Annotated in this window: 12 protein-coding genes and 1 riboswitch; of the genes, 6 read left to right on the top strand and 6 right to left on the bottom strand. The window is 41.1% G+C overall.

What is annotated here, in order from left to right; all coding sequences use genetic code 11:
* Positions 1-33 precede the first annotated feature (33 nt).
* Entirely contained in the window at positions 34-1,029 is a 996-nt protein-coding gene (locus tag N477_RS05180) for a transposase (RefSeq protein WP_196760583.1), read from the top strand.
* Positions 1,030-1,524: 495 nt separating this feature from the next.
* On the opposite strand, the gene N477_RS05185 is transcribed toward N477_RS05180, so the two are convergent.
* Genes N477_RS05185 through N477_RS05195 form a run of 3 tightly spaced genes read right to left on the bottom strand, consistent with a single transcriptional unit; the run spans position 1,525 to position 7,760 of the window.
* Entirely contained in the window at positions 1,525-2,751 is a 1,227-nt protein-coding gene (locus tag N477_RS05185; RefSeq protein ID WP_081216338.1) for a DUF1552 domain-containing protein, read from the bottom strand.
* Between the two features lie 29 nt (positions 2,752-2,780).
* On the bottom strand, positions 2,781-5,951 hold the full coding sequence (locus tag N477_RS05190; protein ID WP_063360496.1) for a DUF1592 domain-containing protein: 3,171 nt from the start codon (positions 5,949-5,951) through the stop codon (positions 2,781-2,783).
* 12 nt (positions 5,952-5,963) lie between these two features.
* Entirely contained in the window at positions 5,964-7,760 is a 1,797-nt protein-coding gene (locus N477_RS05195) for a cellulose binding domain-containing protein (protein WP_063360495.1), read from the bottom strand.
* Positions 7,761-7,991: 231 nt separating this feature from the next.
* Positions 7,992-8,074, bottom strand: a riboswitch (cyclic di-GMP riboswitch).
* Between the two features lie 559 nt (positions 8,075-8,633).
* On the opposite strand from N477_RS05195, the gene N477_RS05200 reads away from it, so the two are divergent.
* From N477_RS05200 to N477_RS05220, 5 genes are all read left to right on the top strand, one after another.
* Positions 8,634-9,599 (top strand): nucleoside hydrolase, encoded by a 966-nt coding sequence (locus N477_RS05200; RefSeq protein WP_063360494.1) that lies wholly within the window; start codon positions 8,634-8,636, stop codon positions 9,597-9,599.
* A gap of 314 nt (positions 9,600-9,913) precedes the next feature.
* Positions 9,914-10,315 carry a DUF4177 domain-containing protein gene (locus N477_RS05205; protein WP_063360493.1) on the top strand — a complete coding sequence of 134 codons (402 nt, stop codon included), beginning with the start codon at positions 9,914-9,916 and terminating at the stop codon, positions 10,313-10,315.
* A gap of 533 nt (positions 10,316-10,848) precedes the next feature.
* Complete coding sequence (locus N477_RS05210) at positions 10,849-11,652, top strand: alpha/beta hydrolase (protein ID WP_231098050.1); 804 nt, start codon at positions 10,849-10,851, stop codon at positions 11,650-11,652.
* A gap of 212 nt (positions 11,653-11,864) precedes the next feature.
* Positions 11,865-12,686 (top strand): alpha/beta hydrolase-fold protein, encoded by an 822-nt coding sequence (locus N477_RS05215; RefSeq protein WP_063360526.1) that lies wholly within the window; start codon positions 11,865-11,867, stop codon positions 12,684-12,686.
* A 247-nt stretch (positions 12,687-12,933) separates the two neighbouring features.
* On the top strand, positions 12,934-13,464 hold the full coding sequence (locus N477_RS05220; protein WP_063360492.1) for a GNAT family N-acetyltransferase: 531 nt from the start codon (positions 12,934-12,936) through the stop codon (positions 13,462-13,464).
* Positions 13,465-13,543: 79 nt separating this feature from the next.
* Here N477_RS05220 and N477_RS05225 read toward each other — a convergent pair whose 3' ends face one another.
* The 3 genes from N477_RS05225 to N477_RS05230 all read right to left on the bottom strand — a co-directional run bounded on the left by N477_RS05225 (position 13,544) and on the right by N477_RS05230 (position 16,185).
* Positions 13,544-13,900 carry a ribosome recycling factor family protein gene (locus N477_RS05225; protein WP_063360491.1) on the bottom strand — a complete coding sequence of 119 codons (357 nt, stop codon included), beginning with the start codon at positions 13,898-13,900 and terminating at the stop codon, positions 13,544-13,546.
* Between the two features lie 300 nt (positions 13,901-14,200).
* On the bottom strand, positions 14,201-14,356 hold the full coding sequence (locus N477_RS25895) for a hypothetical protein (RefSeq protein WP_155731803.1): 156 nt from the start codon (positions 14,354-14,356) through the stop codon (positions 14,201-14,203).
* Positions 14,357-14,526: 170 nt separating this feature from the next.
* A complete protein-coding gene (locus N477_RS05230) occupies positions 14,527-16,185 on the bottom strand; it encodes a tannase/feruloyl esterase family alpha/beta hydrolase (protein WP_081216345.1) in 1,659 nt (552 codons plus the stop codon).
* Between the last annotated feature and the right edge of the window lie 149 nt (positions 16,186-16,334).

Genomic DNA, 16,334 nt, shown 5'->3' on the forward strand with positions numbered 1-16,334 from the left:
TTAAATATCCAGTTAAAGTTGAATTGAATAGATATGACAAGAGCAAGGAAAGCACTGATTGACTTGTCGTCAACGTCTTATTATCACTTAATAGCACGGTGTGTACGCCGTGCTTTTTTGTGTGGAGAAGATGAATACACAGGTAAAAACTTTGACCATAGGCGTACATGGCTGGTAGAGCGGATAAAGCTGTTAAGTAGCGTATTTGCCATTGAAATAACGGCTTATGCCATTATGAGTAATCACTATCATTTGGTTGTTAAAGTGAATAGAAAGCAAGCAATTTGTTGGTCAGATAATGAGGTGATAGCTAGGTGGTACAAGTTATACAAAGGTAGTCCAGTCATTGATAGACAAATAAACGGTGATGCTCTTAGTGAGGCGGAGCTGCTGCTCGTGTCTGAGTTAGTTGAAAAGTGGCGAGCAAGGCTGTATGACATTAGCTGGTTTATGAAAAACCTCAATGAATACATTGCAAAAGAAGCAAATAAAGAAGACAACTGTACAGGTAAATACTGGGAAGGAAGGTACAAATCACAAGCCTTGCTAGATGAAACTGCGTTGCTCAGCTGCATGGCTTATGTAGATTTAAACCCAATTCGAGCGAACGTGACAAACAAGCTAGAGGAGAGTGACTTTACATCGATTAAAGAGCGTATAAAGCATCTCCAATACAGCAAAGAAAGTGCAAAAAAATCAAATCAAAATAACAAAACTGGCTACCAAGCGAAGCAACCGAAATCACTACAACAGTTTGGCAAAACAGAGCACGAACACACATTACCTTTCACATTGATGGACTACCTTGAACTAGTTGACTGGACGGGCCGTCATGTTCACCCTAAAAAGAAGGGGTATATACCAAAGAGCATGCCCAGTATTCTGGTATCACTGAAAATTGAAGAAGCGGCTTGGTTGGATAGAGTACAAAATTTTGGAAATCACTATGGCAACTTTGCAGGTTCGCGAACTGTATTAAGGGCGCATGCAGCTAAAAATGATGTGAATTGGTATAAGGGGGTTGGCTAGTAAATAGTGGTCTTAGCCTTATTGCTTACCTAGATTTTCCTCACTTTATAAAATGAAAATATTCCTAAATGAAACTTATGTATTCCACATAGTGAGTTTTTGATGATTTTTTTGTAATACAGGTTTCACTTTTAAATACATTGTATTGATTATCTTATTTTTTAAAAGTGTCTGTCCGTTTTTATTAATAAATGGAAAAGGTGTTGAAGTGTATAATCCAAACGATACTTAGCAAGTTCTCCATTAATTTTTTTGATAAAAACAAATTCCCCACCTAATCAAAGTCAATCACTAGGGACGATAAAAGATATCAGACAATCGTTTTTCTGTTAAAAGTGCCATGTGAGTATGTTGTGTTTTTTCGCTTATCTATTTATTTTGGTTTGTCACTGTTCTCTGACAAAAGATGGCTTTGGTAATTCTAGTTAACTGAACAATTGATGCTAAGCAAATGAATAAGCCCCTAATCAAAGGGGCTTATAAAGTCATCACCTATTAAACAATAATCCCAGGGATCTCCTTGCCAAATCCAAGGTCAACACCGCACGCTTTAGCAGCTGTATGCAGCACATCATGTTGGTTGTAACCTGACCCCATATTACTGACTACGCCTCGGTTTATACGTGCACCACCGCCAGCAATAAGGTACGAGCATGGGTTGGCAGAATGTTTATCTGCGTGTCCCATATCTGATGTTTCTAATACGACGGTGCTATCCAGTATGCCTGCTGATTTTAGCTTTTGGATTAAGTACGCGCTTAGACTACCTAAGTGGCTGCGCATCTCAGTGTAGTACGGATAGTTCGGCTGGCCGTTGCTCCCGCCATGAATCGCATTGTGATAGTGGCCTTGGAAATTTAATTCAGGAATACGGAATTCTGCCTGATGGTTACCAAATGCCAATGATACCGAGCTTGTCAAGTTACATTGCAGGGCAGCTACGGCAATATCTGCTTGCAAACGAGCTTGTTGGCTGAAGGTATCAAAGGTTAAAGGAAACTCAGTGTTATCCGGTGCGATGCCACAAGATACACCGCCGTATAGATCATCTAAACGGCGCTGAGTATCTGAAATCGCATCGAGGTGGTCATTCATCCTTTGTATTTCATAACCGGCCAATCGGTTTTTAATCGCATTGGCTGCTGACATATGCGCATTCATGATAGGCGTTTTACTGTTGCTGCCTTGTGCACTGCCAAACACCATTTTGAATACGGTGAACGGGTTTTCTTGGAACGGCAAGTGGTTGCGATTGTCCTTGGTTAATTGTCCTTGACCATTACTGTGCACACCCAAGTTAAGATAACGAAACGGCAAGTTAGGCCCAAGTGCATTACCCATTGTCACGTCATAGCTATCGCTGCCCCAGTTTTGTGCCAGTAAAATTGGCATACGGCCGTGTCCTGCGTTGGAATGTGACATGTTGACCATAAAGTTACATTCTGTTTTGACCGGTTCATAGCCTGCGGACATCACGCCCAACTGCATATTTTCACCGCTACCTGTTGGGTTCCAAAGAGATGATATGGACCCGCCAGGTATATAAATGGAAACGGTTTTATTTGGCAGCCCTGCGGTTTGCGCATCTGCATCTCTGGCAAACAACAGGCCCGATACTAATGGCGAAGTGCGGATCAGGGCGGTAGAAATCCCCGATGCCATAAACACTTTTAGTAGTCTGCGGCGCGACATCATCATGTTATTTAAATGTTCGTCTTTCATTTTATTAACCTTCTGTATTGTGACCCGCACTATTCATTTCTGGACCAAGCTTTGCGATAACGGACAGATTTCAATGAACCAAACTTCTCCAACATGGCTCTTGGGCTGTTTTGCATCATGGCATCTGTGAGCGTGTCTATTTCGCACATGTAACCGACTTTTTCTGTTTCGGATAGGCGTCTGTCTTCGTCGCTAGTAGGGTCGAGTGAGTCGTGACCTACGCCCATGACGTAGCGGAACATTTGCTGTGGTAAGCAACTTTGGGCTGATGACAGATCTGCTATCACGGTACCTAGTTGTTTAGCACCATTAAATGGGATGGACTCACTGACTTCTGCGTATTTCTCGGGGGCGAATAGGGTACCGGATGCATCTATGGTATTACCATTGTTGTCTGCACTTCTGATTTTGCCCACGGCATCAAAGTCTTCCATGCCGAATCCCATTGGGTTGATATACTTTTCGTGACAAGCAGAGCAAGGCTGACCTTCTGTTAAGCTGTGATACTTAAGCTTGTTAGTGGTGGATGGGTCTTGCAACATATCAGAGAGTTCTGCCAGTCTTTGTTCTCTGGCTTCAAAGGTACCTGCTGGTGGATCGGGTTGATCTTGGCACAGCATACGGCGGCGCACGCGTACTGAGCGCAAAATAGGGTGGGACTCGGCAACCTCAGCCCAGCGCGCCATAAATGCCCCATTGGCTAAGATTCCACCGCGTTCAGTTGCATCGACTTTTTGTAACTCTTCGCCAGTGACACCTGCAATATTGTAGTGCTCTGCAAGTAACTGATTAACGAAGGTGAAGTTTGCAGTATAAAGCGAGCTGAACTTCTCATCAGGTTGGGTCATGATGTACGAGAAGGTCTCGTTCATTTCTGCTTTCATGGCTGGGACCAATTGTGCAAAACCCGGGTAGACGGTTTGATCTTTGGTTGCCACTTCTAAATTACCTGTGCCAAGCCAACTGCCCACAAAGTCACCAAGCACAGACTTAGCGCTGTCAGCTAGACGGCTAGCGTGGGCAATGATGTTGGCTTCATCACGAAGCTCATCACGTTCAGCTGCTTGCCAGAGTTGTTGGTCAGGTGTGGAGCCCGTGAATGTGTATGACAAGAAAGTCGCCATTTCCCATGACGTCAACTCGAAGGCATCTGCATCAAGTTCTGAGTTATCAGGATTAGGTTCGCCTAATTCGTGGCGATAAATAAATTGCGGTGAAGACAGTAATCCTTCTAAGGCGAGTTTCATACCAGCTTCAATATCTCCACTGTGGAAAAAGCCCGTTGCTATCAATTTGTAGTTTTGTGCTTCATCTTGCGTTAATGGGCGACGGAAGATTTGCGGTGCAAGTTCATCCACTAAGCGATTTGCACAGTCTTCATTAACCGCATCGCAGTTTAGCGCTGGTGAAAAGTTATTCTCAGCGGCCCATTGTGAAAGCTCTTCAGCTACTAACAGGTAATTGCTGTAGTTAGAAGGTTGCACGCTAGCATGGGTATTGTTGATGAAAAAGCCAATTTGAGAGTCTGGGGATAAGCCATCAGATACCTCAAAATTAACACCAAGCAAGTCTTCGACCGTATTTTGGTACTCAGTTTGGGTTAAAATCTTCAGCTGTCTTGCCCCATATGCCACGGGGGCAACACCGACATCACAGGTCAAAGGTGCAGGCCAAAGAGTTTGCAGATACGCCGCGATATCTGTCGCACATTGCTCATCACACGCACTTGGTGTGCCATAAGGCATGGTAGTGACTATGGTATCAATCATCGTTTGTATATCTCGTTCAGTATCAAGCGCTGGGAATGATCCTAAACCACCTGCTTCTGAGCCGTGACAACCTGCACATCCCGTTTGATATAGTTGCATACCTCGGGCGACAGGATCTGTTTGTGTGACAACGATACGCTCAATATTACTTGGTTCTGAAGGTACTGAATTGTTGAGTGCAATGACCTTGTAATCGAACTCGCCTGATTCAGGTAGCCCTGATTCATAAAAACTTGAGTTTGATGCCAGCTCAGCAGCCGTTTGCCAACGTCCATCCAAGCTTTTGAAGCGCACCAGATAATTGGTTTCGTAATTGCTGTTATCACGCCAATTTAATTGTGCTTTGGCATCGATGGACAGCACACTTGCACTGAGCTCTGTGGGAGCCGCTGGCTTTTCTGCCATAGCAACTGGCTCAAAGCTGTCTTGCTCAGCAGTCAAATAAGTCAGGTTGAAATAGACAGGTACAGATTCACCAATACTTGATAGATTGGCAACAACACGCAAAGCTTCTATGCCATAGTCCATTTCAAAGCTTTTGCTATCTATGATCATGGGTGAAACCGTGCTGACATTGACTTTACCTGAAGCAAGTTTGACAACCAACACATCAAGCGTCATCTGATGGTTGATGCCATGTAAGCTCATTTCACCAGTCACATTTTGAATAGCGGGCTGGCCAATTTCTAAATTACTTAACAATGCAGTGTCGATTTGAGCACTGAAGTAAGCGACGGGCAGTAAATCTGTCTCAAAGAGTAAGTCTAAAATTCGACTGTTTCTAATATCCACACCAGTCGAAATAGTACTTAGATCAACGGCCAGTTTTACGTTACCATCGGCGTCGATACTACCAGATAGAGCGGGGGCTTCATTGTTTTGTGTAACAAACTGATTTAACTCTGCAACGTGTTCTTTTTTTACTGACACATAACTCAGTAAAGACGCGGTGCTATCAAGTTGCCATAAACCCGTTTCAGTTACATCATCCGGTGGCGTAGTGGGCTCTGAATTTGTGCAAATATCACCACTTAAGGTCATGGTGACATCACCAGTTAAGCCGTTTTTATTGGCAACAAAGCCTAAACCAAATGACTGATTGGCGTGTATGGTATGGCTTTGTGACGAAATGGTACAGCCTGTATCATGGCAGTTGAAATCACCATTCCAGCTGTTTTGCAGCGAAATACCTTGATCCCATGTAAGTTCGATGGACCAATTATTGAGATCCTGATCTGACGGGTTATCAATGACAATCTCTGTTTTAAAGCCGTTGTTCCAATTGTCTGGAATGGTGAAGGAACACTGTGCCGCTTGAACAAAAGAAGCACTGGTTAGTAGGCTTAAACAGGCAGCGAACTTGGCGATTTTAGGCGTATGAGACCAAGTATCAGTCAAGGTAAAAAAGCGTGTTAATGTATTGCGTTTCATCTTCTTTCCCTCCTATTGCTGCGCTTCAAAAACAAGGTTAAAACTCACGGGCACTGCGTAACTGATCACCGATAAGTTTGCCAATGTTCTGAGTGTTTCAATTCCAGGCTCTAAACCAAAGTCTGTGGCGTCTAGCACAATTGGTGCTAGGGTTTGCACCATAATTTTATTGTTTGCAAGACGTCGAATAACGACATCAGCGTTCACTTCTTTTATAACGCCAGTGAGATTGAGTGTGGTTGAGATGGATTGCATTTCAGTGCTACCAATAGGAAGTGCAACGAGCGCAGCATAATCAATAGCAAGCAGGGCTTCAGCGGTTGGGAATGACTCGGTATCGAATAAAAATTCTTTCATTCTGCCATCACGGGTGTCGTTAGCGGTATCTACACTGCTCAGGTCAATGGCTAATCTTGCTACCCCTTCAGGTGTAATACTGCCACTGATATCGTTAAATGTGTGTGATTCAACGAGGTGCTGTTTTTTGGTCGATACAAAGTAAAGATGAGAGCTTTGAGGGTCTAATATAAATGGCGTGCTGATGGGCGGCGCCTCAGGTTCTGAAACTTGAATAGAGACTGGATCGCTGACTGTGCTTATAACACCATCGTTGACCGTTAACGTGACGCTAAATGTGCCTTTTTCTTCATAAATATAAGTAGGGTTTGGCTCGCTTGAAGTCTGTCCGTTTCCAAAGTCCCAGCTAAATGTGAGTGTATCACCGTCTAAATCAGAAGATTCATCGCCTTTAAAGTTTATCGTTAGTGGGTAATCACCTGATGTAGTAGAGGCCGATGCAACTGCTAATGGCGCGTGATTAATATCACCGTCTAATGAGCATAAACCGCCAAGAGAAGGAATTGTTGGTGTATCATTTTCCTGTGCTTTTTGGGCATTGAAGCCAAAATTTAAACTCTGGCCTGGGTTTATGGTGCTGTTGTAATTTTCATTGATGATTTCATACGGGTTATTGCCACTGTGCCTAGCATGCCAAACGCCCGTCAACTTGGTGTTGTCTGAAAATGCCATGAGTACTTTCCAGTTGGAAATAGCAACACTTTCAGTATTGGTAATGGTAACTTTGCCACGAAACCCTGAGATCCACTCTTGTTCAACTTCAAAAGTACATTGTGCAGACCCAGGCTGAGCCTCACTAATGGTGACTGGTATGGGCGCCGCAGGGTAATCGTTTATTCCGTCTTTGATGGTCAATAAAACAGAGTAAGCGCCAGCTTGCTCAAAGGTATGCTGAGGATTTATTTCATTAGAGGTCTGTCCATTACCAAAATCCCAGTGGTAGCTCACATTATCTGACGGTAAATTAGTCGCCTCGCTGGTAAAGTTGATTGTCGCAGGCGCCGTGCCTTGGTTGTTAGACGCTGACGCTACAACCGTAACATTATTATTTTGTGAGCCTCCTTCACAAATACCAAATAATCTTGGTATGGTAACGGCTTGCCCATTGTTCTTTTTGACGTTAAAGCCAAACGCTTTGGATGAGCCCGGCTGAATGGTGCTGTTCCAATTAAGGTTGCTAAATTGATATGGACTATTGCCACTCAATTGGGCGCGCCAAGCATTGTTAATCGATTCCCCTTGGTTAAACTCTAATCCAACTTCCCAGCCGTTTATGGCCGAGTTAGTATTGTTAAACACGGTGACCTCTGCGGTATAGCCACTTTGCCATTCATTTTTTACATTGAACTCGCATTGTGCAGCTAAGCTGTGTATTGGGTGCCCCAAAACCATTAAACAGAGGCCGATTTTTAAAAATCGGTGCTGCTTGCTGTTGTATCTATGTTGTCTCATGAAAATTCCCCGAAACATTGCCATTTGACATGTTATTTCCCTGCTGTTCTTCATTGAACAGGCATTCGACCAGAACTCACAGGCGGCAATAGCTGATGCAAAAATCGGGTATGAGGAAAGACCAAGGGCTGGAGGTATGACATGACATGTCAAAGACGTGAATACCGATAGGCTACGCAATGCGCATACAAAACAACAGTATGCACATTGTCACCATTTTAAGCATTGGCATTCAGCAACCCCGCTATCTTAGTTTTCACCTTAGACCGGAAGCTTTGCGTCCCTTTCTTTCAAAAGGTTTGCTATTTTAAGCCTGTCAAAGGAACTTAGCTTAAAACCGTCATAACCGCAAAGCATCAACTGCAACTTTCACAGTATTTGCACATTTCACCTTAAAATGCTTTGTAAAGTCATACAAAAGCCTCAGATTTTATCTAATAAGTTTATATAAATTAGTACCTTGCACTAAAGTAGTATTGTGAATGCACAATTTGAAATGAGGGGAGGATTGTGCACACCTACAGAGCAAATAGACACATTCAGTAATGTTATCAGGAGGAGGTTAAGCTGCTTGCAACCCACAGCCAGCATTGTGTCTTTTTTGGCATCATTAACGTTAAAGACTCTTCAATTGCCTCATCTTCCAATAATATTCAAATCTAAGATCAACTCATCGAGCATGGTTAGGCTTCAAAGCTTGGCTTCGGTAGCTAATTACTTACTAGGGGCATATTACCGCGAATTGACTAGTGCTTAAGTTGCAATAAAAGCACAATCCGAACTGTCTTTCGGTTTAAAAGCGATCAAATGTTAGTTAAATGTTTACTGATGATGTATTATGATTTTGTATCGTTCCAAATTATAAGGGGTGAAATGAAAAAAATAATATTTGATACAGATCCGGGCATTGATGACGCGATGGCACTGCTTTTGGCACACGCTTGTTCGGATATTGAGTTGGTTGGTATTACGACTACTTTTGGCAATGCAAACATAGAAAATACCACGCGAAATGCGCTTTATTTAAAACAACAGTTCGGTATGTCTGCTGAAGTCGCTAAGGGGGTTAACATCCCACTAGATCAAGTGAAAACAGAGCCCGCCACCTTAGTTCATGGTGACAATGGGCTGGGAGATATTGAAATACCTAAAGTTATAAACACGCAGATATCACCGCTTATTGCACATGACTACCTTATCGAAACAATTAAAAATCAGCCGGGAGAGATCACGTTAGTTGCGGTAGGTCGGCTAACAAACTTGGCGATGGCAATTGAAAAAGCGCCTGAAATTGGCAAGTTAGTGAAAGAAGTCATCATTATGGGCGGTGCATTTGGACACAATGGTCATACCGGAAATTTGACACCATTTGCAGAAGCGAATGTGTATGGCGATCCGCTAGCTGCAGATATTGTGATCAATGCTGACTGGCCAGTCACGCTCATAGGATTAGATGTCACGCAACAAACTTTGATGTCAAATGCGTATCTAGAGAAAATGAGAGTAAGCAGTGCACAGTATGGTCAATTCATATATGACATCACACGTTTTTATGCAAAGTTTTACAATGATGACCTTGGTTTAGATGGGTTTTATGTTCATGACTCTTCTGCAATCATGTACTTGGTAGCACCTCAAATATTTACGACTAAACGAGGGCGGATACGAGTTATCACTGACGGGCCTGCAAAAGGTCATACCTTGTTTAAAAGCTCAGATAGAATTTTTCCCATTGATGAGTGGGCGGCTAGGCCAAAACAAACCATCGCAATTAATGTTGATCCTCAAGCATTCAATCAATATTACTTCGATATTATTTGTAGTGATGAAACTGACTAGTTGAATTTGGGAGTAATTACATTGTCAGACAGGCTTTTATGGTTTAAGTAAATTAAACCTAAGAGTGCATAAAAGGTCGAAGATTTAGCAATTGCTTGTTAAGTATAGATAAAATTATAGTTTTTATTTTATAAAATTACTTAACGGTCTAAATTAGACGATTGTTACAACTGAAAGATGTAACGCAAAACTACCTTAGCTTTGTAAAACTGTCGTATAGTCTTCAGAATCGTGTCGTATAAATTTCGTTAATAGAAGAGACGAATTTAATTTATGTTTTACCTTGTATCAAACACTCAGGTTATAAGTATCTAATGAAAATAAATGCAGATTTGATAATTAGACTAAGGCATCAAAAGTCTTGGTCTCAAGAAGAGCTGGCGATTGCTGCAGGCTTAAATTTGAGAACTATTCAGCGAATAGAAAAAGAAGCAACGATATCTTTGCAGTCTAAAAAATCGTTGGCGTCTGCGCTAGAAGTAGATATTCATGATCTGGACTATAAGGAGACGACAGAAATGAAGAGTTACGAATATAAAACAGTATCAATTAAATTTAATCATGGTTGGTTTAAAAAAGGTATTTCAAATGTGGACCAAGCGCTAAATGAAGAGGCAATTGGTGGGTGGCGTTTTAAGCAAATGGTAATCCCTACTGATTCAACTGGTGGTTCGGAGCAAATGATTGCTATTTTTGAAAGGGAGTTGGTTGAATAGCTTACGACATGCTGAGCCGTGCTTCGTTACATGGCTGCTTCCCTTTGTAGGCTGCTCATACGCACTATAATTTTTAGAGATATAAAGCTTCAGATGGCGTTGTTGACGATCATAACGCCCTTTGTTTTAACATGTAACAATCCTTGATGATTTACTTTTTTTATATGTGTTTTCGAATTTTAATTAATTTTTTAGCCCCCTTTATTTTTTGGCAATATAAACCTTGAAGCGGTGTTTAATTGGTTTTATATTGGTTTGGCCATAAGTTGTTGTAATTATTGATTTTATTTGTTTTTTTCTCCTTGGTTTGGTCGTTGCTTGATATTGATGGTGTTTTATATAAATATTATTGTTTAATAATCAACCCCTTTAAGCCTTTAATATTAATTTATTAATATGGTTTTTGGTGCGCCCTTGAGTTTTTTTGGTTTTTATTATATTTTTTTCAAGTAATTATTGCTATGACTATAGTGCTTTTTAGTTGGTCGAGAAAAAACTGACATTCACTATATCTTCAAAAGGAATTTTATATTTTGAAAATTATAATTTTGACACTGTTCTTTTGTCTTATTTCGACGATTGCTGATGCATCTAGTTTTAAAGGAGTAGCACTTCCTAAATCGCAATATTTAACTGAGCTCCCAAAAATCACCGTCGCACTCCCTTCATCTTATGAAGCCAATGCTACAAAAAACTATCCAGTATTGTACGTACTTGATGGCGAACTCAATGGTGAGTTAGTTAACGGAATGCTCCATAGGTTGCACCTGTCCAATGGGACAAATGAACATATTATTGTCGGTTTAACTAGCCATGATCGTATTACAGATTTCGCACCCACTGTGAATAGAGACCCGCGAGGGCCTGTGGGAGCAGGTGGAGGCGGTGATAAATTTTTAGACTTCATTGAAAACGAACTCATTCCACAGGTTAATAAAACTTATCGTACAAATAACTTTAATATTTTAGCTGGTCACTCAATCGCTGGTTTATTAGTTATCCATAGTTTTCAGTCCCGGCCAAAGCTTTTTCAAGGTCATTTAGCCTTTAGTCCAGCGGTTTGGTGGGGAGCTCGAGAAACAGCTAAGGCGACGCAAAAATACGTAACTTCTAAACAGCCAATTAAAAATTACCTCTACATGAATATCGGCAGCGAAGGTGGCGAAATGCGTGAAGTTTATGACGAATTATCACAAACAATTCTTAGAAATCGGAATCTAGATCTGTACTTGAGGCAAGATGAGTTTAATGACGATTCTCATGACTTTACAATGGCTGCTGGCCTGTTTAATGCGCTTACTGGGTTATATCATTATCAGCAGAAGCAAGGCTTATAGACTGCTTATTCGGTCTTAGGTTTTGGTTTACACATTTGCGCCTGGAATAATGTGAAGCTAACTTTCCAACAAAGCCAAACAATTAAGGCTGGTAGGCCTATACGTTGCGCAACTAAGGTTTTCTAAATCTCCAACAAGAGAGATAAAAAGGATAAATTTTGACAGTATTTAGAAATAAGCTGCTTCTGGTAAGTTTGCTAGTATTAGTCGTTATGTTGGCTTTCATGGGCTATCAGCGCTATACGCAAGAGTATACATCTGCTTTTATAGATCATAGTCTTTATTCTGAGGTGCTATCAGAACAAAGAAAAATTTTTATTAGATTACCAAAAAGCTATGACGAAAATAAAACGTATCCAGTAATTATAAAATCTGATGGGAATTTCAATTTATCTCGGTGGGATGAATCTCTCATCCAGTTAGCCCAAGCAGGTAAAGTCGAAGACTCTATTGTCGTGGCAATTCCAAATTTATTTTGGACAGACTCACGCAACAGAGATCTAGTCCCTCCATTTGCTAGAAAAGATGTGGCAATTGAAGCAAGGCCCCCTAATGAAAATTCACCTGAAATATTTGGTAGAGCTGACTTGTTTTTATCTTTCATTGAAACAGAGGTGTTACCTTATGTTGAGGCCAACTATAAGGTGAGTGAGAACCGAGTCCTAACTGGTTTTTCTGCTGGTGGTAGCTTTGTTTTATATACGCTCATTACCAAGCCTGAACTGTTTTCCGGCTATTTTGCGTTTAGCCCAGCAGCTTGGTATGACGATTCAGTGGTTGTTCGAGAGTTTCAAAAGGGGCTGAAAAACGTAGAGGGTGACCCGTTATTTTTGTATCTAAGTATAGGCGGTGCTGAGAATGATATTATTAAAGGCTCGTTTAAAGGCTTACTCAAAGCCATAGATTCATATGGGCCAGCAAACTTCTACACCCAGCACAGCTATAGTGAGGGAGCTGGACATGTTGAAAACCCATATACCTCAGTGCCTTTAGCTTTACAGAGTTATTATCAGTTTAGATCTGAGAAGTTATAACTTCGGTTAAAAATCGAAGTTTAAATGTGATGTGATATTGCTGTTGCTTATTAATAGGATTTTTATTAATGGTTGGTTTTTATATTTCAGTGTTAATGATTTTTTTACTAATGTGCTTTAAGGGCTTTTATCTCTTTTATATTTAATTTTAATATGATTGTTTATAATCAGCTTGTTTAATTTATTGAAGCGAGACCACCTGCTAATGCAGATACTAGCTTCATACAAGCGAAGGATAGAGAGTTATATGCTGAATACGCACATTAAAACTGAGCGATTAGAGTTAAAAAATTTAGATGACAAAGACGCTGCCGGCTTATTAGAGATTTTTTCAGATCCTGAAGTCATGAAATACTGGAATACACCGCCTTGGCATTCAATTGAGCAAGCCCGTGAGTTTATCTCTACAAGTTTAGATGCTATGCGAAATTCGTCAGCCCTTACTTTGGGCATTTACTGCAAAGAAACAAAGCAACTTCTGGGTAAGGTAATGCTGTTTAACTATGATAAAGAGTCAAGGCGTGCAGAGCTTGGTTTTGGCATAAAGCGTGAGTCTTGGGGCAAAGGGATTGTTTTTGAAGCTTCGTCTGCCTTGGTTGAATATGCATTTAATCATTTGCAGTTACGCAGGCTAGAAGCTGAAATTGACCCTGACAATACTGCATCAGGAAAAGCATTGGAAAGACTCGGCTTTGAACAAGAAGGGCTGTTAAAGCAGCGCTGGGAGATAGATGGTATTGTATCTGACTCCGCTATATATGGCTTATTGGCAAAATAATCATAAAGCGCTTTAGTTTAATAATTAGGTAGCTTACTTTAAGGACACTTAGTTAGGAAGATGGTTTATTGAGTGATAGTTACTCCCAAGCCACTAGGTCGAACGCTTTTCTAGCTTCTATAAGGGAGCAGTCTGTTTTTATCATTAATTGCTGTAGCGTTATATTAGGATTTGCATTTATTTCATCCACTAAATCAGCAATACTTGGTTTGGGTTTCAATTTGTTTAATACCTCAAGTACCCAGTGCCAGCTGGGTTCATCCTGCTGTTGTATGCTTTGGATGATTAACTCACATTGAGACCAATTTCCCTGTAGCCGCCAGTTTCTTGAGCGGCCTTTTCGATTAAGTTGCGCTCCGGTAGCTTTAATGATGCTTTTTAGTTCACTTGCATGATTGACTCGGCGTACAAAGCTATTTAATTGGATATCAAACATAGAGGGATCTTAAGGAAAAACGAATAGGAATTATAACAAAATTAGCAGAGATTAGCTCTGGCAACGTTAATTGTACATTCAATATGATCCCATACGCAGTGGTAAGGTCTAAAGAAGGGAAGATTGCCGTTTTTTTAGAAGAAATTGAAATTAATCGTTATGTATGTTGGGTAATTATATGGGTATGCAAGCTGTGAGTTTAATGAATAACTTTTGCTCTTAAAACATTAATTTGATATGCCCTGAATTTAGGGGTAATAAATTAAAAAGGCCGCATATAGCGGCCCTAGTAGTAAGATCTTATGCGCACTGTACTTTATCATCATGCATTGAAAGCCAGCATACGTTCGCCGTTCTATGTGTACCTGCAGCAGCAATTTTAGGCGTTGCTTCTAGCGCTAAAGATTGTTTTTTAGTTAGAGTTTTAAGCGCTTTTTTCTTTATTTTAATGTTCATCTTATATCCTTTTAATTATTATCGTAATTAAAGTTATCTATATTTTTTGTGATTGTCAATGCTGTTTTTATTTTAAATGGAGTTTTTGTTTTTAAATGCAGGTATAGGTAATTTATAATATGATTTATAAGAATTAGCGATATTGAAATATCGCTAATTCTTTATATTGATTATTTTAGAAACCCTGCATAAAAGCTAGTTGCTTTTGTTGGGTCACCCTTACCGTTATAAACAGCTTGCATTGGATAGGGATAAGCAGGTTGTTCCTTGATGACCTCACCTAGCGCATTTTCTTTTTGGGTGAGCAAAGAGTCAGGAGCGACACCGCCTATCACCCAAGCTTCAAGTGCACTTATGGCGTCATAGGTGGAGTTGCCCGGTCCATCTATGCCACAGTGGATCACGCCTGGCAGTAAAAATAGTCGAGCAAAGTCTCTAACTTCCTGATGGTGAGTATGCATAAATGACTCTACATTTTCATACCAATCTATCGTCGCATATGCCGGAATTGCCGCATCAGACCAGCCGTGAAGCACAATCATTTTACCGCCACTGTTTTTGAACTGTCGTAAATCTGGGTCATCAGCATCTATTAGTTTGCTGATTTCTTGAAGGTTTTCTTTCTCATTTTGATATGAAAAATCTCGCCAGTCGTAGTCGATATCAAGGGCTTCTGGATAAGCGAGGTACTTTAAATATTCAGTTGCGGCATAATAGGCAAATGGCTGCAGTTGAGTGAGCAGCGGGGTGACCCAGCCTACCCATTCAGGCTCTGAGCCGTAAGGTAAGCCGCCATAAATTACCTCACCTTGTGCATTTTTGGATGGGGCATATAACGCTTTAACCGCTTCGACTTGCTGAGTTGACAAACAATTGCTTACTTGGCCAGCCTCACAGGCTAGGGTTTGTGGGTCAAAGTCACAAAGTCTTGGATCACTGATCACACCATCTACTAATCCGTCCTTGTGATCACAGGCGCTCATAACTGCGCTGGCTATCATAGGAATTTCTTGTGATGACAAAATTGGCTCATCTCTGTCATTTAAAACAGCTCGGGCATTATCCATGCAGTTAACCAAGTTTACATCGGTATAGTTTACTGTTGGGCCTCGTGCTATTACACCATCAAAATCATTGGGGTAGCGCTTAGCTGCCATGACACCGGCGTGCCCGCCTTTTGAGCAGCCAGTTATGAACGAATATTGTGGCTGTGTATGATAAAACTTTTCCATGATGGCTTTTGCTGCAACAGCGACCACATGGTTGGCGCGATAAGCAAAGTCTATTTTCAATTGCTGGTTGTTTCTGGCCCATTTACCGTCAAAGCCATATGCGGTATGGCCGCCATCATGGCTCATGGTTGCGTAGTGTCTTACTATACCTGCCATTGGCGGGTAGGGGCTAACATCGCCACAAAACCCCATACAGGCGTTGAGTAGATATTTTTGGTTCCACAGAGCTCTTGCTGGCAAGCGAAGTTCAAATCGAATTGTGGGCGATACGTATCCTTTTACTAAGCAATGATCTGGTAGTTGTGTCTGAGATCTAGGAATTGGTGCGCCCATAAGTCTGCTGTGTTTGTAGGCCCACTCAGACTCAGTGGCATTCATTTGATACCCTTTCACAAAGCTTGACTCGATCACATTGGTTGCAGCTTCGCCGCTTTCAAGTTTCGAGAAATCGTCGAAGCGCAGTGACATGCAAGCGCGCTCTTCTGCACTGAGTTGAGGAGCAGTTTGTGCAGCCATTAATTGAGTTGATACACTGCTAACACACACAAAAACCAGAGGGTAAGACACCTTACTGGTTAAACTAAATTTTATCTTCATACCCATTTATCTCCTTTTAAAGGTCTGTAATTGATAATAATTATCAATTACATCCATTGTCTTGTATAGACTTTAGAAACTCAAGAGATTTGTGGCCATTTAGCTGTTGTAGTTAGTCTATCAAGGCCTGCAAGTGTGTTACTCACCCA

The sequence above is a fragment of the Pseudoalteromonas luteoviolacea H33-S genome (genome assembly GCF_001625695.1).
Classification (GTDB): domain Bacteria; phylum Pseudomonadota; class Gammaproteobacteria; order Enterobacterales; family Alteromonadaceae; genus Pseudoalteromonas; species Pseudoalteromonas luteoviolacea_B.